The sequence below is a fragment of the Dubosiella muris genome, from assembly GCF_004793885.1.
In the GTDB taxonomy this organism is placed as follows: domain Bacteria; phylum Bacillota_I; class Bacilli_A; order Erysipelotrichales; family Erysipelotrichaceae; genus Dubosiella; species Dubosiella muris.
Genome location: NZ_SRYG01000005.1, coordinates 90,631 through 117,233, shown reverse-complemented (window position 1 = coordinate 117,233; position 26,603 = coordinate 90,631). Strand labels below are relative to the sequence as shown.

At 50.3% G+C, this 26,603-nt stretch carries 25 protein-coding genes; 19 read left to right on the top strand and 6 right to left on the bottom strand.

The window, feature by feature from the left end; genetic code table 11:
- Positions 1–165 precede the first annotated feature (165 nt).
- From murQ to E5336_RS03760, 5 genes are all read left to right on the top strand, one after another.
- Complete coding sequence (gene murQ / locus E5336_RS03780) at positions 166–1,068, top strand: N-acetylmuramic acid 6-phosphate etherase (RefSeq protein ID WP_135979747.1); 903 nt, start codon at positions 166–168, stop codon at positions 1,066–1,068.
- A 118-nt stretch (positions 1,069–1,186) separates the two neighbouring features.
- Positions 1,187–2,179, top strand: coding sequence for an A/G-specific adenine glycosylase (locus E5336_RS03775; protein ID WP_168353543.1), 993 nt, complete (start codon positions 1,187–1,189; stop codon positions 2,177–2,179).
- Between the two features lie 48 nt (positions 2,180–2,227).
- Entirely contained in the window at positions 2,228–2,584 is a 357-nt protein-coding gene (locus E5336_RS03770) for a GntR family transcriptional regulator (protein ID WP_135979745.1), read from the top strand.
- A gap of 5 nt (positions 2,585–2,589) precedes the next feature.
- The gene (locus E5336_RS03765) at positions 2,590–3,288 is read left to right on the top strand and encodes an ABC transporter ATP-binding protein (RefSeq protein ID WP_135979744.1); all 699 of its coding nucleotides are present in this window, start codon (positions 2,590–2,592) and stop codon (positions 3,286–3,288) included.
- Entirely contained in the window at positions 3,282–4,073 is a 792-nt protein-coding gene (locus E5336_RS03760) for a hypothetical protein (protein WP_135979743.1), read from the top strand. Before E5336_RS03765 ends, E5336_RS03760 begins: the two co-directional genes overlap by 7 nt.
- 50 nt (positions 4,074–4,123) lie before the next feature.
- Here the strand turns inward: E5336_RS03760 and E5336_RS03755 are convergent, their stop codons facing one another.
- Entirely contained in the window at positions 4,124–5,113 is a 990-nt protein-coding gene (locus E5336_RS03755; RefSeq protein ID WP_135979742.1) for a Fic family protein, read from the bottom strand.
- A 251-nt stretch (positions 5,114–5,364) separates the two neighbouring features.
- Between E5336_RS03755 and E5336_RS03750 the strand changes: the two genes are divergently transcribed.
- The 9 genes from E5336_RS03750 (at position 5,365) to E5336_RS03710 (ending at position 16,508) form a co-directional block, all read left to right on the top strand.
- Positions 5,365–6,417 carry a hypothetical protein gene (locus E5336_RS03750; protein WP_135979741.1) on the top strand — a complete coding sequence of 351 codons (1,053 nt, stop codon included), beginning with the start codon at positions 5,365–5,367 and terminating at the stop codon, positions 6,415–6,417.
- Positions 6,418–6,630: 213 nt separating this feature from the next.
- On the top strand, positions 6,631–9,087 hold the full coding sequence (gene secA / locus E5336_RS03745; RefSeq protein ID WP_135979740.1) for a preprotein translocase subunit SecA: 2,457 nt from the start codon (positions 6,631–6,633) through the stop codon (positions 9,085–9,087).
- A protein-coding gene (prfB, locus tag E5336_RS03740; protein WP_135979739.1) for a peptide chain release factor 2 occupies positions 9,087–10,188 on the top strand; the annotation gives its coding sequence in 2 pieces (ribosomal slippage) (positions 9,087–9,158 and positions 9,160–10,188; 1,101 coding nt in all). The genes secA and prfB overlap by 1 nt, the downstream gene beginning before the upstream one ends.
- A 150-nt stretch (positions 10,189–10,338) precedes the next feature.
- Positions 10,339–11,436 carry a branched-chain amino acid transport system II carrier protein gene (gene brnQ / locus E5336_RS03735; RefSeq protein ID WP_135979738.1) on the top strand — a complete coding sequence of 366 codons (1,098 nt, stop codon included), beginning with the start codon at positions 10,339–10,341 and terminating at the stop codon, positions 11,434–11,436.
- A gap of 67 nt (positions 11,437–11,503) precedes the next feature.
- A complete protein-coding gene (locus E5336_RS03730; protein WP_277820773.1) occupies positions 11,504–12,199 on the top strand; it encodes a M15 family metallopeptidase in 696 nt (231 codons plus the stop codon).
- 28 nt (positions 12,200–12,227) lie between these two features.
- Positions 12,228–12,908 carry a FadR/GntR family transcriptional regulator gene (locus tag E5336_RS03725; protein ID WP_135979736.1) on the top strand — a complete coding sequence of 227 codons (681 nt, stop codon included), beginning with the start codon at positions 12,228–12,230 and terminating at the stop codon, positions 12,906–12,908.
- 190 nt (positions 12,909–13,098) lie between these two features.
- The gene (locus tag E5336_RS03720; RefSeq protein ID WP_135979735.1) at positions 13,099–13,887 is read left to right on the top strand and encodes an electron transfer flavoprotein subunit beta/FixA family protein; all 789 of its coding nucleotides are present in this window, start codon (positions 13,099–13,101) and stop codon (positions 13,885–13,887) included.
- Between the two features lie 13 nt (positions 13,888–13,900).
- On the top strand, positions 13,901–15,103 hold the full coding sequence (locus E5336_RS03715; RefSeq protein WP_135979734.1) for an electron transfer flavoprotein subunit alpha: 1,203 nt from the start codon (positions 13,901–13,903) through the stop codon (positions 15,101–15,103).
- A complete protein-coding gene (locus E5336_RS03710) occupies positions 15,096–16,508 on the top strand; it encodes an FAD-binding oxidoreductase (protein WP_135979733.1) in 1,413 nt (470 codons plus the stop codon). The genes E5336_RS03715 and E5336_RS03710 overlap by 8 nt, the downstream gene beginning before the upstream one ends.
- Before the next feature lie 395 nt (positions 16,509–16,903).
- Here E5336_RS03710 and E5336_RS03705 read toward each other — a convergent pair whose 3' ends face one another.
- Positions 16,904–18,151, bottom strand: coding sequence for a tetratricopeptide repeat protein (locus E5336_RS03705; RefSeq protein WP_135979732.1), 1,248 nt, complete (start codon positions 18,149–18,151; stop codon positions 16,904–16,906).
- Between the two features lie 145 nt (positions 18,152–18,296).
- Between E5336_RS03705 and E5336_RS03700 the strand changes: the two genes are divergently transcribed.
- The 3 genes from E5336_RS03700 (at position 18,297) to E5336_RS03690 (ending at position 21,789) form a co-directional block, all read left to right on the top strand.
- Positions 18,297–19,916 (top strand): ATP-binding cassette domain-containing protein, encoded by a 1,620-nt coding sequence (locus E5336_RS03700; RefSeq protein WP_135979731.1) that lies wholly within the window; start codon positions 18,297–18,299, stop codon positions 19,914–19,916.
- 362 nt (positions 19,917–20,278) lie between these two features.
- Entirely contained in the window at positions 20,279–21,004 is a 726-nt protein-coding gene (locus E5336_RS03695; RefSeq protein ID WP_135979730.1) for an ATP-binding cassette domain-containing protein, read from the top strand.
- Positions 21,001–21,789: an ABC transporter permease gene (locus E5336_RS03690; protein WP_135979729.1), complete on the top strand. Its 789-nt coding sequence runs from the start codon at positions 21,001–21,003 to the stop codon at positions 21,787–21,789. The genes E5336_RS03695 and E5336_RS03690 overlap by 4 nt, the downstream gene beginning before the upstream one ends.
- A gap of 136 nt (positions 21,790–21,925) precedes the next feature.
- Here the strand turns inward: E5336_RS03690 and E5336_RS03685 are convergent, their stop codons facing one another.
- The 4 genes from E5336_RS03685 to E5336_RS03670 form a co-directional block, all read right to left on the bottom strand.
- A complete protein-coding gene (locus E5336_RS03685; protein WP_135979728.1) occupies positions 21,926–22,915 on the bottom strand; it encodes a Fic family protein in 990 nt (329 codons plus the stop codon).
- A gap of 115 nt (positions 22,916–23,030) precedes the next feature.
- Positions 23,031–23,414, bottom strand: coding sequence for a VOC family protein (locus E5336_RS03680; protein WP_135979727.1), 384 nt, complete (start codon positions 23,412–23,414; stop codon positions 23,031–23,033).
- Between the two features lie 28 nt (positions 23,415–23,442).
- On the bottom strand, positions 23,443–24,261 hold the full coding sequence (locus tag E5336_RS03675; RefSeq protein WP_135979726.1) for a histidinol-phosphatase HisJ family protein: 819 nt from the start codon (positions 24,259–24,261) through the stop codon (positions 23,443–23,445).
- Positions 24,258–25,175 carry an ROK family transcriptional regulator gene (locus E5336_RS03670; RefSeq protein ID WP_135979725.1) on the bottom strand — a complete coding sequence of 306 codons (918 nt, stop codon included), beginning with the start codon at positions 25,173–25,175 and terminating at the stop codon, positions 24,258–24,260. Before E5336_RS03670 ends, E5336_RS03675 begins: the two co-directional genes overlap by 4 nt.
- 129 nt (positions 25,176–25,304) lie before the next feature.
- Here E5336_RS03670 and E5336_RS03665 point away from each other — a divergent pair, with 129 nt between their 5' ends.
- Positions 25,305–25,550, top strand: a complete 246-nt coding sequence (locus E5336_RS03665; protein WP_135979724.1) for a hypothetical protein — start codon at positions 25,305–25,307, stop codon at positions 25,548–25,550.
- A gap of 20 nt (positions 25,551–25,570) precedes the next feature.
- On the top strand, positions 25,571–26,506 hold the full coding sequence (cysK, locus tag E5336_RS03660) for a cysteine synthase A (protein WP_135979723.1): 936 nt from the start codon (positions 25,571–25,573) through the stop codon (positions 26,504–26,506).
- Positions 26,507–26,603: the final 97 nt, after the last annotated feature.

Sequence of the window (26,603 nt, the reverse complement as noted above, 5' to 3'; positions counted from 1 at the left end):
AAAAAGGAATGAAACAATAGATTTTTGTCTAAAGTTACATTCCGTGTGGTACACCCCGGAGTATGGAGATTTTTTTTCGAAAGCGGCGAAGTGGATTGAGAACGACTCGAAAAAGAAATATAGTGTGGTTAAACACAAAAGCAGAAAGAGGAAAAGGTGAAGAATATGTTTCAACTACAACAACTTGTCACGGAAAGCGCCAATCCGGCTTCTTCCGGGTTGAGCGCGATGTCCATCGCCGAACAAATCGACTTGATGAACGCGGAGAATCAAAAAGCTGTGCTTTGTTTGGAATCCCAGACGCGCCAAATCGAACGCGTGATTGAAAAAACGAGCGAGGCGCTCCAAGGCGGGGGACGCCTTGTGTACATGGGCGCGGGAACAAGCGGAATGATCGGATTGATGGACGCGCTGGAATGTCCGCCCACCTTTGGCGTTCCGGAAGGTGTCGTCATCGGTTTGCTGGCGGGCAAAGACCACGCTTTTTCCAACGCGGACGTGGAAGATTCCCGGGAGCTTGGAAAACAAGATCTCGAAGCCATCGGACTGAATGCCGGCGACATCGTCATTGGACTTGCCGCCAGCGGAAGGACGCCATACGTGCTTGGTGGGCTGGCCTTTGCGCAGGAAATTGGCGCTTCGACAGCGGCGGTCGTCTGCAATCCCGACACGCCCATCGCCCGTTTATGCCCGGATACGATCGAAGCCGTTGCCGGTCCCGAAGTGCTCACCGGCTCCACCCGGCTCAAGGCGGGAACCGCGACCAAGCTTGTTGTCAACATGATTAGCACGTTGAGCATGGTGCGGTTAGGAAAAGTGTATAAAAACTACATGGTGGATGTGCAGCTCGCCAATGAAAAGCTGATCGAGCGAGGCGTCCATATCGTTTGCGAAACGACCGGTTTCTCCAAGGAAAAAGCGAAAGAAACGCTTGTCGCCGCGCACGGGCACGTGAAATCAGCCGTCGTGATGGGAATGGCTTCGTGCACGCTGCCGGAAGCCGAGCGGTATCTCGCGCAGGCTGGCGGGTCGATCGACGCGCTGTTGCGACAAAAGGACATGCGATGAAAAAAGGATTGTACCGCCTGGAGGAATACGAAAACGCTTGTTTGCTAGCCAGCCGATTTTTAGCTGGCTTTTTTTTCTTTGGTATAATAAAACCAAACCAATGCAGGAGAGGAACGATATGACAATGCAAACCAAACTGCTTGCGTGGTACGAGGCCAACGCCCGCAAGCTCGCTTTTCGACAAAACCGGAATCCGTATTTTATTTGGATCAGCGAGATCATGGCCCAGCAGACGCGCATCGAGGCGATGCTGCCCTATTTTGAAAACTTCATCCGGCTCTATCCCGATTTGCCTTCGCTTGCCCAAGCCGACGACGAGTCGCTCCACAAGGCGTGGGAGGGACTTGGCTATTATTCGCGGTGCCGCAATTTGAAAAAGTGCGCCATCGAGTGCGTGGAGCGCTTTGACGGCCGGCTGCCTTCCACGAAAGCCGAGCTCAAAACGCTTCCGGGCATCGGCGACTACACGGCCGGCGCGATCGCCAGCATCGCGTTCGGGGAAAAAGTCAGCGCCATCGACGGCAATGTGGTCCGCGTATTTTCCCGCTTGTACGATGTGCGGGCGGATGTGACGAAAGCGGCGACCAAAAAACAAATCGCCCGGCTTGTGGACGACTCCCTTTGCGAGCCAATCGAGGCGTACAATCAGGCGCTCATGGAGCTGGGCGCGATGGTGTGCACGCCGAAAAATCCCAAATGCGACCAATGTCCGGTCGCGGCGTGGTGCCAGACCGATGAACCCGAAACGTTGCCGGTCAAGCCGGAAAAAAAGGCGCGCCGAGTCGAGCGCAAGCACGTGTACGTGTGGACCGACGGCAAGGGGTTCCACATGAACCGGCGTCCGAAAACTGGCCTGCTGGCCAATTTATACGAGTTTGACGAAACGATGCCTGACGAAGTCGTGCGAACCGAGCCGCTCGCGCCCTACACCCACATCTTTTCGCATGTGGAGTGGCAGATGGACGCCACGCTCGTCTTTGTGAAAGAGGATGCGGGATTTTATTCGGTGGATCAAATCGAGAACGAGCTCGCGCTTCCGTCGGCCTTCGCGCCGTTTTTCGAGGAAGCGCGGGAGAAAATCGACGAAGATGTTGAAAACGAAAAGGAATAGATGTATCATTGTGTTAGGTCAGTGATACAGTGAAAGGAGCTTGAAAGCATGGATCACCCATTTACCAACGACCGTCCGATTTACGTTCAGCTTGTCGAGCGTGTCGAACAGGCGATTTTGACCGGTCAGTACCGGCCTGACGAGAAGCTGCCTTCCGTTCGGGAGTTCGCTTCGATGTATCAAGTCAATCCGAACACGATGCAAAAAGCGCTTCAGGAGCTGGAAAGGAAAAAGCTCATTTACACGGAACGGACGAATGGAAAATTCGTGTCGGACAACTGTTCTCTGATCGAAAAAGCGCGGGATCAACACGCGGCCGAAATCGTGCGGCGCTGCCTAGGCGAACTGGACGCGCTCGGCTATGGCGTGGAAGAGGCAATCGCGCTGCTGAAAAAAGGAGAGTAGAAACAATGACATCCATCGTGGAAGTGCGCCACGTTTCCAAATCGTATGGAAACAAGCAGGCGCTAAAGGACGTGTCGCTGTCGATTCCGGCCGGACGCATTGTCGGATTGATCGGAAAAAACGGTATGGGCAAAACGACGTTGATCAAACTCATCAACGATTTGCTCACGATCGACGAGGGCGAGATTCGAATCGACGGCCAGACGCCGGGAACGGCGACAAAGCAAATCGTGTCGTATTTGCCGGAACGAACGTATTTGGATCGGGGAATGAAGGTGAAAGACGTCGTGCGTTATTTCGCGGATTTTTATTCGGATTTCGACACGGAAAAGGCGAATCGGCTCATCAAGGAGCTTGGGCTGGACGACAAGATGAAAATAGGCACCATGAGCAAGGGCATGCAGGAAAAGCTTCAGCTCATTCTTGTTATGGCGCGCAAGGCGAAGCTGTACATTTTGGACGAGCCGCTTGGCGGCGTCGATCCGGCGACCCGGGACTATATTTTGGATACGATTTTATCGAATTTCGCACAAGGAGCGACCGTGGTGCTGTCCACGCATTTGATTGCCGACATCGAGCGGATCCTGGACGAAGTCATTATTATAGAAGATGGCGAGATCAAGCAGCATGTGGACGCCGACACGCTGCGCGGCGAGCAAAACTGCTCGATTGACGAATACTTCCGGAGGACATACAAATGGTAGGAAAACTGTTGAAATACGATTTGAAAAACCAGGCGCGGCGGCTTGTCCCCTATTGCCTGATCGCTTTGGCGACCGCTTTGATCGTCCGGCTGCTCTCGCTGGGGCACGGCCCGGTTTTCTCGACTTTGCAGACGATCGCGATTTCGGTCGACATCGTGCTTTTGATTGGCTGCGTCCTGATGCCGCTCATTAGCGGCTGGACATACATGATTCGCTCGATGTACAAGGACGAAGGTTATTTGACGAACACGCTGCCGGTTTCGCGCTCGAGTGTTTATATCGCCCAGTGGCTGTCGGGCATGCTCGGCCTGCTTCTTTGTCTGGCGACTGCGGCTCTTGGCTTGTGGATCGCCTTTTATAGCCAAGACTACCAGATGGTTATAAATGGCATCGTCATGACAGGCAAGGAGGCACTCGGGTACTCGTCGACGTCTGCGTTGCTCGCCTCTGTCTTTTTCGTGTATTATTTCGAGATGGGCTTCGCGATGACAGCCGGCTACGCGGGCATCGTGCTCGGGTACCGGTGCTGGAAAGACAAGCCGGCCAAGGCGGTGTTGTTTGGACTTGGTTTGTATTTTCTTGGATCCGTGCTGTCGGTGGCGATCCTGTTCGTGTACGGCTTGTTCGATCCATCCGTTATGGAGCTGTTTAGAGAAAGCGCCGAACCAGGCGTCACGATGATCAAGTCGATTTTCATGCTGGGAACGATGTACTACATTGTCGTTTCGCTGGCGCTGGACGCCATCGCGCTCAAGACGCTGAGCAAAGGTGTCAATCTGGAATAGTTGAAAACAAAGAAAATTTAAAGAGCCGGCCCGTTTGAATGGGTCGGCTTTTATTTTATCACTTGCCACGAGCCGGATTTGTTGGAGCCGGTGCGCTTGATCGTTCCATCTTTTTTCAGCTTGGCAAGCACGCGCTCCACCTGTCTTTGGGAGAGCCCGAGTTGTTCGCCAAGCGACCGCGCGGAATGGGACGGATTGTCTTTGAGCAAAGAGACGACCTGATCTTCCAGAGAATTTATTCCGACATTTGTTCCGACATTTATTCCGACATCGGGGGTGAATTGATTGAGTGCCTGCCGAATCATTCGAAGCATAAATTCAACGAAAATCGTAGATTCGCCCTTGGTGTTCGAAGCGTTTATAGCCCAATAGTATTCCTGCTGGTTTTTATGGATCAACGTCTCGATCGGGATCCAGGCAAAAAACGGTTTCCATGTTTGTAAAATCAGGGAATGCCATAAACGTCCTGTGCGTCCGTTTCCATCCGCAAAAGGATGAATAAATTCAAATTCATAATGAAAAACGCAGGATTTGATCAAAGGATGCGTATTAGAATATCGAAGCCAGTTAAATAATTGTTTCATGACTTCCGGAATATAATGGGCTGGGGTTCCGGCATGGATCAACGTCGTGCCACTATAAACACCAGCATTTTTACTTCGAAATCTTCCCGCATCTTTTATTAAACCATTCATCATGAAAGCATGGGCTTTAAGAAGATCATTTAAAGAATAAGGATCGAGCGTTTGCAGAATCTCATAGGCTTCGTAAGCGTTTTTTGCTTCCCGAATATCGCTTGGAGGAGCCAGTACGCGTTTGCCGTTGATAATGTCCGTGACTTGATCAACGGTCAAAGAATTGTTTTCGATCGCAAGGGAAGACTGGATCGTTTTGATTTGATTTTCCCGGCGTAAAACAAGATTGGCCGCCTGTGCTTCGCTTACTGTGATTTTTCCAACCAGTTCACCAATCTCAATCACAAGACTTGTGATTTTGTCTGTCATGGTGAATGGCGGCGTATAAGAATTGTTTGTTTTCATAATCTAATTTTACCATATCGGGAGGGGACGAGAAGGAAAATAGAAAGGATAAAGTATTTTGGAAAGGAAACGAAGAGAAATCGCATTTTGAAAAATAGATCAAAAGAACGGGTGTCGAATTTTGCGTTTTTGCATAAGGCAGCCGATACCGGAAAATAAAATAAATTCTTTTCTATCGTTCTTAAACTTGTTAAGATATAAAATAATCATTTGTTTTAAACAGCAGTTTTAATTTTATGGAAGGGGAACGTATGAAAAGAACAAAAAAAGGAATTTTGATTGTCGGAATCCTGGCATTGGCTGCCGGGCTCGTCGTCGTTTTGAGTCAAAAGGGGAAAGAAGACGGAACCGACGCCTACGATTTCTGGAAGGAAACGTACGAAGCCGTCGCCCGCAAGACAAAGGGCGCTTCGAGGTACGAGGAAACGCCTTGGAAAGTGGGCGCGCAAGATAGAAAACAGGCGGTGGAGGCGGACTATCCGGACTTTTTCATCGGTTATATGGAGGATGAAAACGGACGCCAAACGGAAACGACTTTGTCAATGCAGCACGACGGTTCTTCGCAAGAAAAAAAGATTGAGCTGATTTATGAAGTAAAGGAGTTTGCTGAAGAAAATCTGAAAGCCGAGAAAGAGTTCAAGATTGAATCCAGCGATTATTTGGCCAAACAATTTGATACATCATATTCCGTGTACGAATATTTAAACGGGGTGTTTGACCGTTCCGAAACGCAGGAAGGCTATTTGCATTTCAACGGAAACGACGTGGACTATATCGAGCTTCCTTTGATGAAAGAAGCGATGGAGCATTTTGACAAGTTGACTGGAAAGATCGAAGAAGAGTTTGGCGTCGCATACGATCAAACCCATTTCATTGATTTACCGGCTCTTTGCGAAGACATCGCGTTTTCGGAAGAGATACCAGAGGAAATTCAAACGCTTGATTATTTTAGCGATGTTCACTACAACGCGAGAGGGTATGGCATTGTCACCTTTTTAAAGGTGGAAGATGACTTCCAAACCGCGACGTACGGGACGTATGATGTGACCCGTCAAGGATACGGTTTCAACTACACGATGAATCTGATCCCCAGAGCGATGGAAAACGGCTTTGATTTGGATACAGTTTCCGATATCGAAAAAGAAATGGTTTATTTTGACGGCGGTACCGCGTATATTTACCCGGCGGATTGGAAAGACGAGGAAATCCTGGCGGATGTAAGGACTGGAGCGGAAAACGCGGTTTCTGTTTTAAGCACGCAAAATAAAAATTACGAGGATTATGAAACGATGGTAAACGGTTGATCTTCTCCGAAGGGAAAGGATTCTGAAAGAAAGAAGAAAATCGCAGTCAAATCAGCAGGAAAGGAAACTTTTGCGATGAAAAGGCAAAAAAGTATTGAAAAAGGTTAGAATCTCCTGTTTAATGGCATTTGTATTAAAGGGTTTTTGACTAATATTTTTTTACCAATGCAATATGATATGGTATGATAAAAAGAACCACAAAGGAGGTACTGAATGGCCGGATTTTTAAATGGCCTTTTTTCGGAAGAAAAAAGGGAACTCAATAAATTAGAAAAAATGGCTGATAAAGTGCTGGCGCTCGAGCCGGCAATATCAAAATTATCCGATGAAGATCTAAAACATAAAACGATCGAATTCCGCGAGCGGCTGGCGAACGGCGAAACGATCGACGATATCTTGTACGAGGCGTTCGCGACCGCCCGGGAAGCGGCGTACCGCGTCATCAACGAGAAACCGTACAAAGTGCAGATCATGGGCTCTTTGGCGATGAACCTGGGCGACATCGCCGAGATGAAAACAGGTGAAGGAAAAACCTTGACGGCGACGATGGCCGTGTACTTGAACGCGCTGGTCGGACAAGGCGTGCACGTCATTACCGTCAACGAATACCTGGCCGGCCGTGACGCGGCGTGGATGGGTGAAATCTACCGTTTTCTTGGATTGACGGTTGGTGTCAACAAGCGCGAGCTTTCGCCACGGGAAAAACGCGAAGCGTACGCGTGCGACATCACGTACACGACGAACTCCGAGCTAGGATTCGACTACTTGCGCGACAACATGGTGACCGACGTGAAGGATCGCGTCATGCGCGGCTTGCACATGGCGATCATCGACGAGGTCGACTCCGTATTGATCGACGAGTCGAGAACGCCGCTCATCATTTCGGGCGGTAAAAAACAAACCGCCAACTTGTATATCGGCGCGGACCGCTTCGTCAAGACGCTGACGGCGCCGGAATACGAAACGGACAAGCACACGCACGAAAAGACGCTGATTTCGGGCGACTATGACATCGACGAGAAGACGCGTCAGGTCATGCTTTCGGAAGAAGGCGTGAAGAAAGCCGAGAAGTTTTTCAATATTGAAAACTTGTACGATATCGAGCACACGCAGCTCGTCCACCACATCAACCAGGCGCTGCGTGCCAACTATATTATGATGAAAGGCGTGGAGTACGTCGTCAACGACGAGCAGGAAATCGTCATCGTCGACCAGTTCACCGGTCGTATGATGCCGGGCCGCGCCTACAGCGACGGACTGCATCAAGCCATCGAAGCCAAGGAAGGCGTGCCAATCAAAGAGGAAACGTCGACGCTGGCCACGATCACGTACCAGAACTTTTTCCGCCTGTACGAGAAGCTGGCCGGCATGACCGGTACGGCGAAAACGGAAGAGGAGGAGTTCCTTTCCACGTACAACATGAAGGTCGTTGTCATCCCGACGAACCGTCCGGTCGTGCGCGACGACATGGCCGACGAGATTTACGCCCGCAAGGAAGACAAGTACCGGGCGCTTGTGAACCGCGTCAAGGAGCTGCACGCCAAAGGCCAGCCGGTTCTGGTCGGCACGATCGCCGTCGAGACGTCCGAGCTCATTTCGAAAATGCTGAAAAAAGAAAAGATCCCGCACGAAGTGCTGAACGCGAAAAACCACGCCCGCGAGGCGGAAATCGTCGCCAAAGCCGGCCAGGTCGGCGCCGTGACGATCGCCACGAACATGGCTGGTCGTGGTACCGATATCAAGCTGTCGCCGCAATCGCGCGAGCTGGGCGGTCTGGCCGTCCTCGGTTCGGAACGCCACGAAAGCCGCCGTATCGACAACCAGCTGCGCGGCCGTTCAGGACGCCAGGGCGATCCGGGCTTCTCCAGATTTTACGTGTCGCTCGAGGATTCGCTCATGGTTCGTTTTGGCGGGGACAAGCTGCAAGGTTTGTTCTCGAAAATGGGCGACGAGCAAATCGAGTCCAAGACGGTGACGAAGTCGATCACGATGGCGCAAAAGCGCGTCGAAGGCTTCAACTTCGATTCGCGGAAGCAGCTGCTCGACTATGACGACGTGTTGCGCCGCCAGCGCGAAATCATTTACGCGCAGCGCAACAAGATTTTGGAAAGCGAAAACGTGCACGACATGGTGAAGGTGATTTTCGAAAAAGTCATCGACCAGACGCTGCAAGCCAATATCGCCGATTCCCGCAAGGGCACGGTGGACATTCCGGGCTTTGTCAAGTCGCTGGAAATGATGGGACTGCAAGACGACCGCGCCATCCATGTCGAGGATTTGGAAGGCAAGAGCTACGAGCAAATCCAGCAGTACGCGATGGACAAGATCTGGGCCGACTACGAAAACGAGATCGCGGACGTGAAAGGCCAGTTCCTTCCGTTTGAGAAAACGGTTGTGCTGCGCAATATGGACCGCAACTGGATCGAGCACATCGACCGGATGGACAAATTGAGAAGCGGCATCTACTTGCGTTCGTACGCGCAAAACAACCCGCTCCAGCAATATGTGCAGGAAGGCTTCGACATGTTCGAGGAAATGAACCAGCGCATCGACCGCGAAATCGCGTTCTTCCTGTTGAAAGTGCGCATTCGCCGCGTCACGACGAAAAAAGAAGACATTGTCCAAAAGGCGAAACAAGCCCAGCAGGCAAAAAGAGGAGCCAGTGTATAATGGAACTATATGAATTGAAACAAGAAGTTTTTACTCACCTAGAAAAGTTGGACCTTCTAGGTGAGTCGCTTTGACCTCGCTCAAAAAGAGGAAGAAGTAAAAGCGCTTGACCAGCAAATGCTGGGCGCCGATTTCTGGAGCGACCAGAGGGCGGCGCAAAGCGTCATTCGCAAACGCAACGGATTGAAAGACATCATCGACTCGTATGCTTCGCTTCACGACGAGCTCGCCTCGCTTAACGAAACGGCCGACGAGCTGAAGGGCGCCTTCGACGAGGAGTTGATGATGCTTGCCGAGGAAGAGTACGCCGACGTGAAAAAGGCGTTCGAGGACTTTGAAATGAAAGTGCTGCTCTCCCACGAGTACGACAACTCCAACGCCATCCTGGAAATCCATCCAGGCGCGGGCGGTACGGAAAGCTGCGACTGGGCGGGCATGCTGTATCGAATGTACACACGCTATGCTGAAAAGCACGGCTACAAAGTGAGCGTGCTCGACTATTTACCGGGCGAGGAAGCCGGTATCAAGAGCGTGACGTTTCTGGTGGAAGGCGAAAAGGCGTACGGCTATTTGAAGTCGGAAAAAGGCGTGCACCGTCTGGTGCGCATCTCGCCATTCGACTCGGGAGCAAGACGCCACACATCGTTCGCTTCGCTCGATGTCATGCCGCAATTCAACGAGGAAATCGAGATCGAAATCAAGCCGGAAGACTTGATTGTCGAGACGAAACGGGCTTCGGGCGCGGGCGGTCAGCACATCAACAAGACCGACTCGGCCATTCGCATGGTGCACAAGCCAACCGGCATCGTCGCCACGTGCCAGTCCGGGCGCAGCCAGATCCAAAACCGCGAGGAGGCGCTGCGCATCTTGAAATCCAGATTGTACCAGCGAGAAATCGAGGAGCAGGAAAAGAAGATCGCCGCGCTCAAAGGCGAGCAGGCGGCCAACGAGTGGGGATCGCAGATCCGCAACTACGTGCTCCATCCGTACAGTCTGATCAAGGACGTGCGTACCGGCTGTGAAACGAGCCAGGTTCAAAACGTGCTGGATGGCGATTTGGATGCGTTTATTTTCGCGTACTTGAAGTCGCAGATCCGCTAAAATGAGTACAAAATGCAAGTCATCGCAGGATGGCTTGTTTTTTTTTGGAAGAAACGCGGGAACGGGGATTCGCGTATTCTCTTTGATTTTGTTCGAAAATGAACGGGTTATTTTCAGGCAGCTTTTTGGCATGCGTGGTATGATACTTTCATGAACAGGAAAATACCATTTCAAAAAATATTCTGGATCGGCCTCATGTTGTTTTCGATGTTTTTCGGGGCCGGGAATTTGATCTTCGCGCCGTTTCTTGGCGTGCAGGCGGCAGGCAATACGCCGCTGGCGCTCTTTGGGTTTTTGTGCACGTCGGTCGTCGTGCCGATTTTGGCCATCGTGATCTTGGCCAAGTTTAAAGACGGCCGTTCGATGCTGGAAACGATTTCGAAGCCGCTGGCCATCGTGTTCATGTCGCTTGTGTACTTGCTGATCGGGCCTTGCATCGCCATTCCGCGAACCGCGACGACAAGCTTCGAAATGTTCGAGTGGCTCATCGCGCCGACCGCGTTGAACCGGATGTTGTTCGCGCTCGTTTTTTTCGCGGCCTCTTTTTTCGTCGCGCTGCATCCCAACAAGCTCAAGGACGTGCTCGGAAAGGTGATGTCGCCGATCTTGCTTGTCCTTGTAGGCGTCGTGTGCGTCGGATCGCTTGTGCAGCCGGATGCGGTCAGCCAGATCGTCGTGCACTACGATCAAAATCCATTTGGCACCGGCTTTGTCGAGGGCTATCAGACGATGGACATTTTGGCGGCGTTTTGTTTTGGAAGCATCATGGTCATGAACATCAAAAACGAAGGCGTCGAGCACAAAAAGGCGATCCACGCGGTGCTGGTGCGCGCGGCAATCATCGCCGGCGTCCTTCTGGCGGGCGTGTACAGCTTGCTGGCGTTTAGCGGCATGCTTCGCTCGGAAACGCTGCTGGCGGCTACAAACGGGGCGCAGGTGCTTTCCATGCTGGCCGAACAGCTGTTTGGCGGCTTCGGGCAAGTCATCAACGCGTTGATTTTCCTGATCGCCTGCTTTAACGTGTGCACGGGTTTGCTTAGCTGTGTGTCGGAATACTTTCACGAGCTGGTGCCGCGCTGGTCGTACCGGACGTGGCTAATCGTTTTCACGGTGGCGGGAATTGTCGTTTCGTGCTTTGGTCTGGACGTGATTTTGAGCTTGTCGGCTCCGATTCTCAATTTTCTTTGTCCGGTCGCGATTTTGTTTCTCGTGTACGGGATTTTCAAAAAGAGCGACTCGCAGGCTTAGCTTTCTTTTTGTGTCGAACGCGGTTCGGCACTTTTTTTCTTTTTCGTTTCAGCGTACAATGAACAGTATGAAAAGAAGAGAATGGATGAGGTGGTGCTTGTTTTTGGGAGCGCTGACGGGCTGCGCGGCCAACGAGGCCGAAGTCGTGCCGGCACCCCAGGAGGAAAGAACGGCGGTTGTCGAGCAGTCGACCCGGCCGGACAACGAAGAAAAGAAGGAAGAAAGAGAAGCGGACGAGCCGGTTGTGGAAACGGATGGCAACGTCACGCGAATCAACGGAATCGTGCTCGTCAACAAAGACTATGGCGTCGCGGCCGACTACGCGCCAGGCGAGGATCCCGAGGCGCTGGCGGCGCTCATGGATATGATTGGCGACATGCAAAGCGCCGGGCTGGACGTGTCCGGGGAGTACAGCGGCTTTCGCTCGTACCAGACGCAGGCGGATTTGTACGCGGGGTACGTGGCGGCGTACGGCCAGCAGGAGGCGGATACGTTTTCGGCGCGTCCGGGTTTTTCGGAACATCAGACCGGGCTGGCGTTTGATTTGAAGCATGGCAGCGGCCAGCTGCTGGAAGGCGAAACGGAAGCCGGATGGCTTCTGGATCATGCTGGCGAGTATGGATTTATCGTTCGATATCAGGAAGGGAAAGAAGAGGTGACCGGCTATATCGCGGAGCCTTGGCATGTGCGCTATATTGGCGAACAGGCGCCGGCCATTCAACAGTCGGGACTGGCCCTGGAGCAGTATTTGGGAATCAAGTAATCATTTGAAGTCAATGGGGGAATGAAAAATGGCTGAAATGGAAAAGACATACGAGAAAGTCGTGGAATCCATCAAAAATCAGGTGATGGATGGAACGCTGGTTCCGGGCAGCAAGCTGCCGACCGAGCGGACGCTGGCCAAAGAGCTGGACGTCAGCCGCAATTCGGTTCGGGAAGGGCTGCGGGTGCTTCAAAATATTGGAATCATTTCGTCGCAGCAAGGATCGGGAAACTATATTTCGCTGAACTTCGACCAGAAGATGACCGAAGTGCTTTCGTTTATGTATTTTTTGAAAGGAATCGACGAGACGCAAGTGACGGAGTTTCGATGGATCATCGAGGAGGCGGCGCTGCGTTACGCGGTGATCCGGGCCACGGCGGAAGAAAAAAAAGGACTTCTCGAAAGTCTGGCGGGGCTGGAGAGCGCGACCAGCGAGGCGGAGCGCATTCAATGGGACCAGCAAATCCACGCCCGCATCGTGCAGGCGAGTCACAACGATTTTTTGATTGCCAACTACAACGCGTTTACGAGTTTTATGGACGAGTATATCAAGTCGATGCGGCAGCGAATCATTCGGGGGCTTGAAAGCAACAACATGCTGGAAGTCGCGCATCACGAAATGGTGTATGGCATTCTTAACGAGGACATTCAGCTGAGCATGCATGGTCTTCGGGACCATTTCGGGTATATCGAGAAATACCGCGCCTGAAGTTAGTAACCGCTTACAAAAAATCGTGAATATCCCTTGCTTCTTTTGGAGGCAAGGGATATTCTATAGCTGTAAATTGGTAGTACCAATTAAACGAAAGCCCGAGCCGCGAGGCTCTTTCTTTAGAACGTCGATGTAAGCGCTAACATCATCTTTTGAACGATCATCACCGGAATAAAAGGAGTAGTATATGAAAATTCTAGTATGTATCAAACAAGTTCCTGAAAGCAACAAGGTCGAAGTCGACCCTGTCACGGGTGTCATCAAGCGGGACGGCGCCGCGTCCAAGATGAACCCTTACGATTTGTACGCGTTGGAAACCGCGTTTCGGCTGCGTGAGCACATAGGCGGCGAAGTTGACGTCATTTCCATGGGGCCTCCGCAAGCGGGCGAAGTCATTCGCGAAGCGTTCGCGATGGGCGCCGACGCGGGAACGCTCATTTCGGATCGCGCGTTTGGCGGAGCGGATGTGCTGGCGACAAGCTACACGCTGGCGCAAGGCATTCGCTCAAGCGGCGAGTACGACTTGATTTTGTGCGGCAAGCAGACGATTGATGGCGACACGGCGCAGGTTGGCGCCGAAATCGCGGAATGGCTTGGCGTTCCAAGCGTGAATAACGTGTGCGAGATTCACGATTTGAGCGAGGATTCGATTACCGTTTCAATGGATTTGCCGGAGGAAGTGGAAATCGCCAAAGTTTCCCTGCCTTGCTTGTTGTCGGTAGACAAAGACATTTTCATGCCGCGTCTGCCTTCGTATGTGCGGAAGATGGCGACAAAAGATCGTCCGATCACGGTTCTTTCGCTCAAAGACATGCGCGATACCGACGCGTCGCATTATGGCTTGAACGGATCGCCGACGCAAGTGCAGCGGATTTTCCCGCCCGATGTCAACCATGAAAAAGAAGTGTGGAACGGAACGAGCGAGGTTTTGGCGGATAAGATGTACGACAAGATCGTCGAGTTGAAATTTATTTGAGGGAGGAAACAGTATGCCGAAATTAGTATTGCATCCAGAGCACATTGAAGATCCTCAGGTGCTTGTCGACATTTGTCCGTTTGGCGCGATGCAGATGACGCCGGACGGCTTGGAAATCAACGCGGCCTGCAAGATGTGCAAGCTTTGCGTGCGCAAAGGTCCAAAGGGCGCGGTCGAGTTTGTCGAAGACACTGTGCAGCCTAGCGTCGACAAAGACGAGTGGAAAGGCATCGCCGTGTATGTCGACCACGTCGATGGAAAGATCCATCCGGTGACGTACGAGCTGCTTGGCAAGGCGCGCGAAATGGCGGACAAGATCCATCAGCCGGTGCAGGCGATCTTTATTGGCAGCCATATCGTCGAGGAGGCGCGCGAGCTGCTTCACTATGGCGCCGACCAGGTGTTCGTGTACGACGAGCCGGAACTGGCGCGTTTTGAAATCGAACCGTACACCAACGTGTTTGAAGATTATATTTTGGCGGAGAAGCCTTCGTCGATTTTGGTTGGCGCGACGACAGTCGGACGCCAGCTCGCTCCGCGGGTGGCGGCGCGCATGCATACCGGGCTGACCGCGGACTGCACGATTTTGGAAATGGACGAGAACACCGACTTGAACCAGATCCGGCCGGCGTTTGGCGGCAACATCATGGCGCATATCAAAACGCCGAACCATCGGCCGCAAATGGCGACGGTTCGCTACAAGATCATGACCGCGCCTTGCCGTCAGGACGAGGAAAGCGGCGAAATCGTCGAGCGCTGCATCGCGAAAGAAAAACTGTCCAGCCATGTCGAGGTGCTGGACATCGTGAAAAAGCCAGCCGAGGAATCCATTGAAAACGCGGATGTCCTTGTCGTGGCGGGTCGTGGCGTGAAGAGCCAGCAGGATTTGGCGATGCTTCAGGAGCTGGCCGGCTTGCTTCATGGCCAGGTGGCTTGTACCAGACCGCTAGTCGAGGCGGGTTTGATGCCGGCCAAAAAACAAATCGGCTTGTCCGGCCGGACGGTTCGACCGAAGCTGATTATCACGTGCGGCGTGTCGGGCGCGGTCCAGTTTACGGCCGGCATGGATCATTCGGATCAGATCATCGCGATCAACACCGATCCGGAAGCGCCGATTTTTAAAACCGCGAACTATTGTCTGGTGGGCGACTTGTATGAAGTCGTACCGGATTTGATTGCGAAGATCGAATCGCAGAAAGGAGCTTGTCATGCCTGAATACGTATACCATTCCATCGAAGAAACCGATGTGGAAAATTTAAGAAAACTCATTGGCGACGACCAGCGGGTGTTGTTTGGCGACGCCATTTCGGAAGACTACAGCCATGACGAGCTGGGCGGCACCGAGTCGTGGCCGGATGTCGTGATCAAGGCGACGAGCACGAACGATGTTTCGAACGTGATGAAATACGCGTGGGAACACGCGATTCCGGTGACGCCGCGCGGCGCGGGAACGGGGCTTGTTGGCTCGTGTGTGCCGATGGAGCATGGCATCGTTTTGGACTTGAGCTTGATGAATCACATTTTGGAGCTTGACGAGGACAATTTGACGCTGACGGTGGAGCCGGGCGTTCTCCTGATGGAGCTGGCGGCGTTCGTGGAAGAGCACGATTTGTTTTATCCTCCAGATCCAGGGGAAAAATCGGCGACGATTGGCGGCAACATTTCCACCAACGCCGGTGGCATGCGAGCGGTCAAATACGGCGTGACGCGCGACTTTGTTCGCGGTCTGGAAGTCGTATTGCCTAATGGCGACGTTGTCGAGTTTGGCGGTAAAGTCGTAAAGAACTCGTCCGGCTATGATTTGAAAGACTTGATCATTGGCTCGGAAGGAACGCTTGGTTTGGTGACGAAAGCCATTTTGAAGCTGCTGCCGCTGCCGAAAAAAGCGATCAGCCTGCTCATTCCGTTCCCGTCGCTGGAAGCGGCGATTGGCACGGTTCCGCTCATTATCAAATCGAAGACGATTCCAACGGCGATCGAGTTCATGCAGCGCGAAGTCATCGAGGACGCCGAGGAATATTTGGGCAAAGCGTTCCCGGACAAACAGTCCGACGCGTACTTGCTGTTGAAATTCGACGGCAACTCGGTAGAGGAAATTGAGGCGGCATACGCCAACGTGGCGAAGCTTTGCCTGGAGCAGGGCGCTTTGGATGTGCTCATTTCCGATACGGAAGAGCGCGAGGAAAGTATCTGGAAGGCGAGAGGCGCGTTCCTGGAAGCGATCAAAGGCTCGACAACGTACATGGACGAGGTCGACATGGTCGTTCCGCGCAACTGCGTCAACGAGATGGTCGAATATTTGCACGACCTCCAAAAAGAGGCCGGCTTGCGGATCAAGAGCTTTGGTCACGCGGGCGACGGCAACCTCCATGCCTACATGCTCAAAGACGATTTGAGCGACGAGGAATGGGAAGCCAGAGTGAAAAACGCGATGGAGCTTGTTTATAAAAAAGCAAGAGAGCTCAAAGGACAAGTGTCGGGCGAGCATGGTATCGGATTCGCGAAGAAGCCGTACTTGCAGGAAAGCCTGGCAACCGACAACATCGAACTGATGAATGGCATCAAGCGCGTGTTCGATTCGAAAAACATTTTAAATCCTCATAAAATCGCGCAGCCTTAAACAAAATCGAATAACGCATAACTCTCCTTTTAAAACCACCGGGGCCGTTGTTTTCAGGCGTTCGTTATCCCCAACGTCCGCCTGGCAAATGCCGGCTTCCACTTGAACGAAAGCGAAAAGACCGGGTGTCCGCCACACAATGAAATACACATCACCACATAGCAGCTTATTCAGTTCCCGAAAACCTGTTATCCCAAACCAGTTTTTGGAAACACTGGGCACCGCGGACAAAACGCAGCCGTTCAAAAAACAAGCAAAAATAATGATAATAATAAAACCGATTTTCGTATGTGAATCGTATAAAACCTGAATCCTTGTAAAAGATCTCCGTCGTCCAGCGGGGATCTTTTTGAGTGGAAAGAAAACAAAAAAACCTCGAATGGAACGAGGCATGGTCAACGCATCAAAAAGTCAATGAGCTTCGCTTGAATGACGCACAGGGAATGCTCGTCCTCCATCCCGGTATAATGGTCAATGAGCATTTGATACACAAAGAGATCCACTTCCAGATCCCTCCATTTTTCCAACTGGAGAAGCAGCTGACTGGCTAGGCGCTCAAACGTTTTCTTTCGTCCAAGCAAAAAGTTTTCAAGCACTTCCAGAAACTTGAGCACCATTTTGGAACGGGGATCTTTTCGGTTTTGACGGCGAAACGCGGCAATGGCGTCCAGCGCGTCTTCGGGCTGTCCGAGCTGGTAGTTGCTGTAGGCCAGGGTGATGTAGAGGTCAGGAAATTTGGAATTGTACGCGAGAGCTTTATTCACGAGGTCGATCGCGAAAGAGTAATTCTTTTGAATGAGCTGATTCCAGGAATAATTTCCATAAATAGATTTTAAAAAGTCCTCCTCCTCTACCTGATTGTAGGTTTGAAGCATAGTCTGAAATAAACTGTCCGCTTCTTCTCTTAGTCCTAGTTTCATATAGCATTGGGCCTGATTTAAATGTAAATCTAAAATACGACGATGAGAACCAGAATTTTGTAAATCTTTTCCACATTCCTCGAAAAATGGAAATGATTTTTCTGGTTGCATAAATCGCAAATAAGTAATAATCAAATGGTAATCAATCAATCCTAACCAACCGGGGATATTTAAAAGCACGCTCAATGATTTGGCGGTTTGAAAGCATTCGATCGCCGTTTCATCGTACGTTCGAAGCTTGCTGAGTCCGTATAGGTCATAAATCATCGACTGCGCCGTCGTATTGAACAAATCCATATGTTCCAAAAGAAACGGCAGTCGTTCTTGAAATGGAAGGTCGGCAAAGTATTCATAAATCATTTCTAAAAGTTTCGTTTCGAAAAAGGCAAGGGAATGCAGGTTGGTGGGATCGGAAAGGTAGTTTTCCAATTCAGGAAGCATTTCTTTTTGGCTGCGATACACAAACGAGACGATACATTGGCGAATGAGCGCATTCGCTTTCTCTTCCTTTTCCTCGTCAAAACAAAACGAGTAACTTTCTTTTCTCCCTTCATAAAAATGAATGATGGCTTCAAAGTCCTCGTCCTGAATCGTTTTTTTCCCTTGTTCCATTTTGGAGTACGCGCTGACGGACATGTAAAGGGTATCGGCAATTTCGGACTGGCCGATATAGAAAAAATCCCGAAGCCATTTTATGTAATGCTGATAAAATGTATTTTTCATACTTGTACAATAAATGAAATATGGGCTTAATACAATTTATTTTTTGAAATCAACCCCTTATATTTTCGAAAATATACTCTATATTGAAAAACGAGGGCGAGGGTTATTATGGAGATAGGAGTTTATTTCTTTTAAGGAGAAAAAAATGTGGAAGAAAATAGTAAAAGATTTTAAGAAACCGTTCTTCGTCGTGTTTCTTGTGATTGCCTTTTCGGCCGGGGTTGAACTGGTCAAAGCGTCTGTCCTGGGGGTTTTGACCGAGAATCTCGCGACGATTTTGGAGTGGAAATGGATCATGGTCTTTATCGGTTTTTTGATTCTTCAATTCGCCTTGTCCGTTTCCAAAGACTTCGCGTTCAATCGACTGAAGCGAGAGATCCAGCGTTTCTTTTTGCGCAAAGGGGTTGGTCAATATATGGTGGAAAACGAGTACGCGTTTTCCAAGCATGACATGAACGAGATCATGAACAAATTGACGAGCGAAGTGGAAGTCATCAACAACCAGTATATTCAATCGTTGCTGACGGTCGTGAGCTGTATCGTCAATTTTGTGTTTGCCACGATTTACATTGGTCTCTTGAATGTGTGGTTTTTGATTTTTTTATATGTCTGCTCGGCTTTGATGATTGTTTGGAACCAGTCGTTTAAAGGAAAACTTTCTCAAAAGCAGGAACAAATCATGGCTTCCAAACGGAACTGGATTTCCGCTCTACAGCAGTTTTACCAAAACTTTCCTGTGATCAAGGAATACAGGCTGGAAAAACTGGAACAAAAACAACTCGATCTTGCGTCAAAAAACTGGGTTGATTGTGATTACCAATCGAATCTGATGGTCGATCTTTTAGGGTCGGTCAATTTGGAAGTCGGGCTCATCATGTTTTTTGGCGTTTATTTTATTTGCGGATTGACCGCCCGGTATACGAATGTCAGCATTGGCATTTTGATGGCCATTTCCCAGGCCAGCAACATGATCACGTCGCCGATTATTGATTTCGCCACCTTGAAAAACCGAATGAACGCGTCCGAGCCAATCGTTCGCTCCTTTTACCGAAATGCGGAAGAACCACATCATGAAAAAACCGTTGTGCCGGCCATTGATCAAATTGAAATCAATCTGGATGAATTGAAAGAAAACGATAAAGTCCTGCTTCAAAATATCCACCTTGTATTTGAACGGGGGAAAAAGTATTTGATTACCGGTTCTTCGGGTTGTGGCAAGACGACCTTGCTCAAAACGCTCAGAGGCGTTTATGAAACCGATGCGGTTCGGGTCAATGGACACAACCATGTGGACTATTTTGACGACGCCAGCTTTGTCGCGCAAAAAGGCGCCCTCTTTCCGTGGACGATTGAAAAGAATATCGCGCTCGATAAAGAGGTGGTGCAGGAAGAGATCCAATCCGCGCTTTCCCAAGTGAATTTAAACCAAATGGATCCCCAACATGTGATGCGACAGGACAACGAGACGCTAAGTGGCGGGGAAACGCAAAGAATCCATTTGGCACGCGTGCTCTACCAGCACAAATCCTGGATTTTTTTGGACGAGGCGTTTTCCGCTCTCGACGCGCAAACGACGAAAAAAATCGAGCGCGTCTTCCTTGAAGATCCCGACATGACTTTGATCCATGTTTGCCACAAACCAGTAAAAGAAAACATCGGCTTGTACGATGAAATCATTCAAATGGAGCGTGGAAAGGTGGTGGAGATCCAAAAGAACACGGAAAAGTCGATGCGTGAGCGAAACACCCGTTTTTGCGCGGCATGAAAATAAGGAATCCATGAAGAACGAAAAGTTTTTGCGTTTTACTGCATAAATTTCTTGTTTTTAAAGGTTTTTGCATTTTACTGCAAAAACTTTTTCTTTTTTGTGGTGTATGCTATGTGGATTCATTGATCTTCGATATAAGCGCTTATCGGAAACAGTTGCTATGAAGTAGCTCTGGCTCTGGAAATAAGGTGTTCGCTCTTCTAAAACGAGGAATCTTACACGCTTCGTATGACGGAATCCAGTCTTTGAATTTGGTCGACTGGCTTCTGATGAAATAAATTAGCCGCAAAAAAAATGGATTTCCGTAAATAAATATGTTATTGTGTTGAGGAAGAATAAAAAGGAAACAGGAGAAAACTATGGATATTGTATTCAATCGGGTCGGGAAAAAATACGACAAGGACATCGTGCTCGACCATCTGGATTTGCGCTTTCCCGTTCAGGGTGGCATCGTCTCGTTTTTAGGGCCCAACGGCATTGGCAAGACGACGATCATGAAGCTGCTTTCGGGCATTTTGCTGCCGACCAGCGGAACGATCGCAACGACGGAAGGAAACGGAAAGGACTACGACGCGTGGGCGCGCCAAAACGTGGCGTATTGCTCCAGCGACGACCGCTACTTGTCGTACAAGCTCACCGGCATTGAAAATATCGTGCGCTATGGCGTGCTCAAAGGTGTCGACAAGGCGCAAGTGCTTACCCGGCTGGAAAGTTTCGCTTCGTGTCTGGATTCCACGACGTTTTTAAACAAGCGAGTCGAGCAAATGTCAACCGGCCAAAAGAAGATGACGAAAGTGCTGTCCTGTTTTGCCAGCGGCTATCCGGTATTGATTTTGGACGAGCCAACCAACGGACTGGATGAGGAATCGCGCAGCCGCCTCATTGAAACGATAGGGCATATGAAGGAAAAAGCGGCGTGCAGCTTGTTCGTGTCCAGCCATGATCTTGGCTTTATCCATCAAATTACCGACACCCACTTGTTTTTGTTTGGCAACGACAAAGCGGAACTGAAAACGATGCCCAACGCCACGCTCGACGCACTGCAAGCCGCCTACCATACGATCAAAGGAGGAAATTCGTTATGAAGTCTCATGTGTTTGAACTCGTGGCTCAGGAAATCCGGTTCGCGCTCAAAACCCGGTGGGGATACAAGATCGGCATCGTCAGCGATCTTGTCGTCATCACCGCGACGTTCGTGTTGATGTTTTACTTCCAGTCGTCCTATGGATTGCAGGATTTTTACGGCGTTAGCGAGCAAACCGCGAAAGTGCTCTATTTTCTCGGCTTCCTGTTTTGGCAGTTTGGCACGCTCGCGCTCGGCTTTTGTTCCTCGATGATTTCCAACGACGCCCGCTCCGGCATTTTGGAACTCGAAGTCCAAAGCGGCTATCCGGTGCCGCTGCTCGTCCTGGTGCGCATGGCCGCCAATTTGCTGTTGAACCTCGTCATCGTCGTCGCGCTCGTCGTCGTGTTTTACTTCCTCTCCTCGATTTCAATGAAGGAGATCGGCTTCGTACTGCTGGCTTGTTTGTTGAGCGTTCCCGCCATTCTCGGCATGTTTGGCATCGGATTGCTCGTTGGCTGCGTGAGCTTGAAAGAAAAGGGCACCAACTCCATTACCCTCATTTTGCAAGCCGTGCTGCTGTTTTTAGGAAACGTGTCCACACCCATCTACTTTTCCGTCCAGCACGCGATTCCATTTGCCGACGGCATCGAAATTGTCCGGTCTTTGTATGTGGGCATGCCGGTCGCGGCATGGCTCCCTTGGGCTTATGTATTGGTCAACGCGTTGTGGCTTGGCGCCGGTTTGTTCCTGTTTGGACGCGCCTTGCACCATGAGCGTGTATACGGGACGTTCGACACGTATTGAGTAACATTTGAAGGATCCGTTTTTAGAAGTTTTTGCGTTTTGGTGCAAAAACTTCTTTTTTTTACGAGTTTTTGCGATTGAGTGCAAAAACTTTTAGGCAATCATGAAAAAAGCCCGCATTTGCGGACTTATAGGTTTATTTTGTCGAATCTGAGCGAATGTAATGAGAGGAGCGTCCTTTTCCTTTGCGATGAAGCGTGCCATCGTCGACTAATTTCTTTAGCGCGGCTTCGATAGAAGAACGAGCTACACTTGGGCAATTTTCCACCACGTCTTTTTTTGTAAAGGTTCCCAAAGTACTTATAGCATAATTTTTGACAATATCATAGACGGTGCTTCGTTTACCGCTTTTCTCACTGATTGTCAGTCTTTCTTCAAATTCGCGATAGCACTTTAGAAGAATGCCTAACATATATTTAATGAAAGGGGTAGGATTATTCGCCCCTTCGTGCCATCCTGCATCCGCTTGCTCTAAAGCTTGATAATACGCCTCTTTCGTATCCGCGATTTCCTTTTCGATACTAATATACTTCCCGACCATATATCCGTTCCGATAAAGCAATAATAACGTCAACAGATGGCTCATTCGACCGTTTCCATCATGAAATGGATGGACACACAAAAAGTCGAAAATGACACAGGGAATCAAAATGAGAGGATCGACAATTTCAAGATCCAGCGCCTTCTGGTAATTGTCACAAATTTGTTCAATCTCGTTGGGCGCGGTTTTGTATTTTCCCCCATAAGAAAACGGGGTATATTGAAGTAAGTCGCGATGCAGCTGCAAAATATAATTGGAACGAAGCGGGATATATTCATAGCTGGAATGAATGATGTTCAAAACATTTCGATAGCCCAAAATTTCTTTTTCATCGTGATTTCTAGGCGTTGTTTTGTTTTCGACGAGTTGCAGTAAACGGGAACGAGTCGTGACAATGCCTTCGATTCGGTTGGAACTTTCTGTACTTTGAATCATCGCCACTTCAATGAGGCGTTGGAGTTCTACAGGTTCCTGTTGAAGGAATAACGCCTGTCTTCCTTTGTATTCATGGATTTTCGCGACATAAGATAAGATCTCATGATCCCAGGTTTTATTTTTTAAATCGCTATAATCAAAATCTCGCATAGTTTCTCCTTTTTTTCTCCCAAGTCCTTATTGTTTCTCCTAATTATACATTTAATTTAGGAGAAAAAAGAAAAAGCCCGCGATTGCGGACTTTGAGTAACCGGAAATTTTCCATTCACACTGTGATCTCGATTTGATTGTTCTCGAAACCGAGGACGCAGCTCTCATAGTAGCCGTCGCCCGTCGTGCGCGGCCCGCTGATGATCTCGTAGCCGTCGTTTTTTAGCCTGTCCGTCAGCTCGTCCACCGCTTCTTTGGAACCAAGCGCGAACGTCACATGCGCCAGACCCGTGCGGTTGAGCGGCTTAGGCAAATCGTCCAGGACCTCCTTGTTCATGATTTCCAGCCGGGCGCCTTCGTCAAAGCTTAAAAAGTAGGAACGAAAGCCCGTTTTCTCGTTGTGGTAGAGGTCGTTGGCCGTGGCGTTGAAGTACGTTTCAAAAAACTGTTTCGCGCCTTCCAGGTCTTGAAAGTAAATGGCCGTGTGTTCAATTTTCATATTCATTCTCCTTTTTCTTTCTTCTCGTTTACAATTCGTGGGCGATTGGCTTCATCGCCTCGAACGTGTGAAAATGGGTGAAGCCCATCGACTTGAGCTCTTGTTTGACGTCCTCGATCTGGTTGCCCACGTATTGTTTCGTGTGCGCGTCGCTGCCAATCGTGATAATCGTGCCGCCCAGGTCATGGTACAAACGCAAAATATCCCGCGACGGCATCAAGTCGTCCAAACCATACTGGAACGAGGATGTGTTCACCTCGATGCCTTTGCCATCCGCGATCACCTTTTTTAAAATTTTCTCAAGCAGCGGCTTCACTTGCTCGAACGGGTAGCGCCCCTGCTTGTCGTAGCGCACGATCAAATCGAGATGGGACAACACGCTGTAATGGGAAAACCGGGACATCACGTCGTACAAATACGAATAATAATGCTCGTTGTACTCTTTTTGCGAACGCCCTTTTTGAAAGTCCTGCGTCCAAAACTCCAAGTCGTCGATTTGATGGATCGACAATAAGACGAAATCAAGCGGATACGTTTCGAACAAGCGCTCGAACGCGTCCACCGTATGGAGCTGGACGCCAAACTCCAGCCCTTTTTTGATCGTAATCTGGGATCCGTACACTTGTTGCAGTTTCTCCAGCTCGTCAAAATACGCCGGATAGTCGACATTCAAAACGGCATCCTTAGGACGATTTGGATCGTCCCGGTCGTACTTTACGCCATAGTCGACGTGGTCGGTTACGCAAATCTCCTTTAGACCAAGCTGGATGGCGTCTTTCACAAGATCTTCCAGCGGGTAAATCGAATCGTCGCTGTACGCGGTATGCAAATGGTAGTCTGTCTTCATAAGTCTTCCTTTCTTTCCATCGTTCTTTTTTTCAAAGCGTCGATCGCGATCGTGAACAGCCCGTCCCAAACAAACGGTGCCATGTCCGGCACCCAATCCAAACAAGGCCGGTAGGAAAGCGGGACGGTTCGCCAATGGATCGCCGCCCGGACGCCTGTTTCATCGAAAATCGCGATGACGGCCGGCGCGACCACGCAAGCCAGCGTTTCAACGAACCGGTCGATCGAGCGCGGCTCGAAAGGCAAATAGCGCAATTCGCCCGCGAAGTGCCGATGCCCGTTGTAAAGCCGCCCGTTTAAAACAAGACCGCATCCAACCGGCGCGTTTTCCGGCAGGAAAAGAAACGCCACATTGGCACAGCGCCGCGCTCTTGCATACCCGATACAAGCGCAGTTGACATCGTTTTCAATCCGGCATTCGACAGAAAACCGCGCCTCGATCGCAGCCTTCAAGTCGACGCCCAAAAGCTGTTTCAAGTCGCCAACCTCCAAAACGCCATGCGAGCAAACACCCGGAAAACTCAAGACGACCAAATCGACGAGCGGATCGCGCAAACACGCCCGCCCGATGCATTCCAGCAGGAAATCCAGCGTGATTTGCCCGCTTTCGACGCGCTCTTCCTCCACGACGTTTCCATCCAGCGCCAAAATCCGGTAAGAGAGGCATTCCAGTGCCTGCTTTTGGAGCATGACGCAAAGAATGTGGCTTCGATCGGGATTTAAAACGTAACGCTTGGAAGGGCGTCCGCCCGTGGAACCGGCCACGCCCGGACAGATGATATCGCCATGTTCGAGCAGTTTGGCCAAATGCTTGGTCAGTCCCGCCAGCGAAAGGGCGCTTTCACGCGCGAGTTCGGTTTTCGTCCACGTGTTTTTGTCGTAAAACAAATTGCGGGTTTCGATCCATTGATTCATTGTTTCGCCTACTTTCGATACTTTGTGTTAAAAGCTAGTTTCATTATAGCACCTCATGCTTTCATTTCAATATCGAACGCGGCAAGTAAATTTCTTTCCATCCCTGTGTTGATTTTGTATACTGAAACCATGAACAAAGAAGAGAAGAAGAAAAAAATCAAGACGTTGTTCGATCAAGTCAACGATTATTTCATCAAGGAGTACTTTGACGTGGACAGCGACAACGATCTGGACGTCAAAATCGAGGTGCTGGAAGATTTGCTCGCGGGAAAGAAGCCGTATGAAATCGCCAGATACGATGACGTTTTGGAAAAATACCCGGAACACGAACAATTTGTGCACGGGGACATTCAAGACTTGCTGAACAAACTGTAGAAAGAGAGGAAGGAACCGAAATGACGATTCATCAAAACATTTTAGAGCTGGTTGGCGGTACGCCGCTTGTCGAGCTCTCAAAAATCGAAAAAGAGGAAAACCTGGGGGCGCGGGTCGTCGCCAAAGTCGAGGCGTTCAACCCGGCAGGCAGCGCGAAAGACCGCATCGCGCTCAACATGGTGGAAACGGCCGAAAAAGAAGGCTTGCTCAAACCCGGTGCGACCATCATCGAACCAACTTCCGGCAATACCGGGATCGGTTTGGCGCTCGTATGCGCCCAGCGCGGGTACCATCTGATTTTGACGATGCCGGACACCATGAGCGTGGAGCGGCGCAACCTCATTAAAGCGTATGGCGCGCAAGTCGTACTCACGCCAGGGGCCGAAGGCATGAAAGGCGCCATCGCGAAAGCGGAACAGCTCGCCAAGGAAATTCCGGGATCGTTTATTCCAAGCCAGTTCGCCAATATGGCCAACCCGCAAAAGCACTATGAAACGACCGGGCCGGAAATCTGGAACGACACGGATGGACACGTGGACATTTTCGTCGCCGGCGTCGGCACCGGCGGCACGCTGAGCGGCACCGGAAAGTATTTAAAGGAGCAAAATCCAAATGTGAAAATCGTCGCGGTCGAACCGGAAGGCTCCCCGCTGCTGTCCAAAGGCTACGCTGGCCCGCATAAGATCCAGGGCATCGCGGCCGGATTCGTTCCAAAGACGCTCGACACATCCGTGTACGATGAAGTCATCACGGTCAGCGACGAACAGGCGTTCGACACCGGACGCCGGCTCGCCCAAAAGGAAGGGCTGCTTGTCGGCATTTCCTCCGGCGCGGCCGCCCAGGCCGCCATCGAGCTGGCGAAGCGCCCGGAAAACAAAGGCAAGATGATTGTCGTGCTGCTTCCTGACACGGGCGAACGCTATTTGTCGACGCAAATGTTCGCCGAGCAAAAATAAAGAAAGGAAAACCGTCCATTCCGAGAGAATGGACTTTTCTTTGACACGAAACAATAAAAAACAATAAAAACTATCTTGAAATCAATAATAAATAGGA

Coding starts and splice junctions, on each gene's coding strand:
- murQ (WP_135979747.1), top strand. CDS start 166: ATGTTTCAACTACAACAACTTGTCACGGAAAGCGCCAATCCGGCTTCT.
- E5336_RS03775 (WP_168353543.1), top strand. CDS start 1,187: ATGACAATGCAAACCAAACTGCTTGCGTGGTACGAGGCCAACGCCCGC.
- E5336_RS03770 (WP_135979745.1), top strand. CDS start 2,228: ATGGATCACCCATTTACCAACGACCGTCCGATTTACGTTCAGCTTGTC.
- E5336_RS03765 (WP_135979744.1), top strand. CDS start 2,590: ATGACATCCATCGTGGAAGTGCGCCACGTTTCCAAATCGTATGGAAAC.
- E5336_RS03760 (WP_135979743.1), top strand. CDS start 3,282: ATGGTAGGAAAACTGTTGAAATACGATTTGAAAAACCAGGCGCGGCGG.
- E5336_RS03755 (WP_135979742.1), bottom strand. CDS start 5,113: ATGAAAACAAACAATTCTTATACGCCGCCATTCACCATGACAGACAAA.
- E5336_RS03750 (WP_135979741.1), top strand. CDS start 5,365: ATGAAAAGAACAAAAAAAGGAATTTTGATTGTCGGAATCCTGGCATTG.
- secA (WP_135979740.1), top strand. CDS start 6,631: ATGGCCGGATTTTTAAATGGCCTTTTTTCGGAAGAAAAAAGGGAACTC.
- brnQ (WP_135979738.1), top strand. CDS start 10,339: ATGAACAGGAAAATACCATTTCAAAAAATATTCTGGATCGGCCTCATG.
- E5336_RS03730 (WP_277820773.1), top strand. CDS start 11,504: ATGAAAAGAAGAGAATGGATGAGGTGGTGCTTGTTTTTGGGAGCGCTG.
- E5336_RS03725 (WP_135979736.1), top strand. CDS start 12,228: ATGGCTGAAATGGAAAAGACATACGAGAAAGTCGTGGAATCCATCAAA.
- E5336_RS03720 (WP_135979735.1), top strand. CDS start 13,099: ATGAAAATTCTAGTATGTATCAAACAAGTTCCTGAAAGCAACAAGGTC.
- E5336_RS03715 (WP_135979734.1), top strand. CDS start 13,901: ATGCCGAAATTAGTATTGCATCCAGAGCACATTGAAGATCCTCAGGTG.
- E5336_RS03710 (WP_135979733.1), top strand. CDS start 15,096: ATGCCTGAATACGTATACCATTCCATCGAAGAAACCGATGTGGAAAAT.
- E5336_RS03705 (WP_135979732.1), bottom strand. CDS start 18,151: ATGAAAAATACATTTTATCAGCATTACATAAAATGGCTTCGGGATTTT.
- E5336_RS03700 (WP_135979731.1), top strand. CDS start 18,297: ATGTGGAAGAAAATAGTAAAAGATTTTAAGAAACCGTTCTTCGTCGTG.
- E5336_RS03695 (WP_135979730.1), top strand. CDS start 20,279: ATGGATATTGTATTCAATCGGGTCGGGAAAAAATACGACAAGGACATC.
- E5336_RS03690 (WP_135979729.1), top strand. CDS start 21,001: ATGAAGTCTCATGTGTTTGAACTCGTGGCTCAGGAAATCCGGTTCGCG.
- E5336_RS03685 (WP_135979728.1), bottom strand. CDS start 22,915: ATGCGAGATTTTGATTATAGCGATTTAAAAAATAAAACCTGGGATCAT.
- E5336_RS03680 (WP_135979727.1), bottom strand. CDS start 23,414: ATGAAAATTGAACACACGGCCATTTACTTTCAAGACCTGGAAGGCGCG.
- E5336_RS03675 (WP_135979726.1), bottom strand. CDS start 24,261: ATGAAGACAGACTACCATTTGCATACCGCGTACAGCGACGATTCGATT.
- E5336_RS03670 (WP_135979725.1), bottom strand. CDS start 25,175: ATGAATCAATGGATCGAAACCCGCAATTTGTTTTACGACAAAAACACG.
- E5336_RS03665 (WP_135979724.1), top strand. CDS start 25,305: ATGAACAAAGAAGAGAAGAAGAAAAAAATCAAGACGTTGTTCGATCAA.
- cysK (WP_135979723.1), top strand. CDS start 25,571: ATGACGATTCATCAAAACATTTTAGAGCTGGTTGGCGGTACGCCGCTT.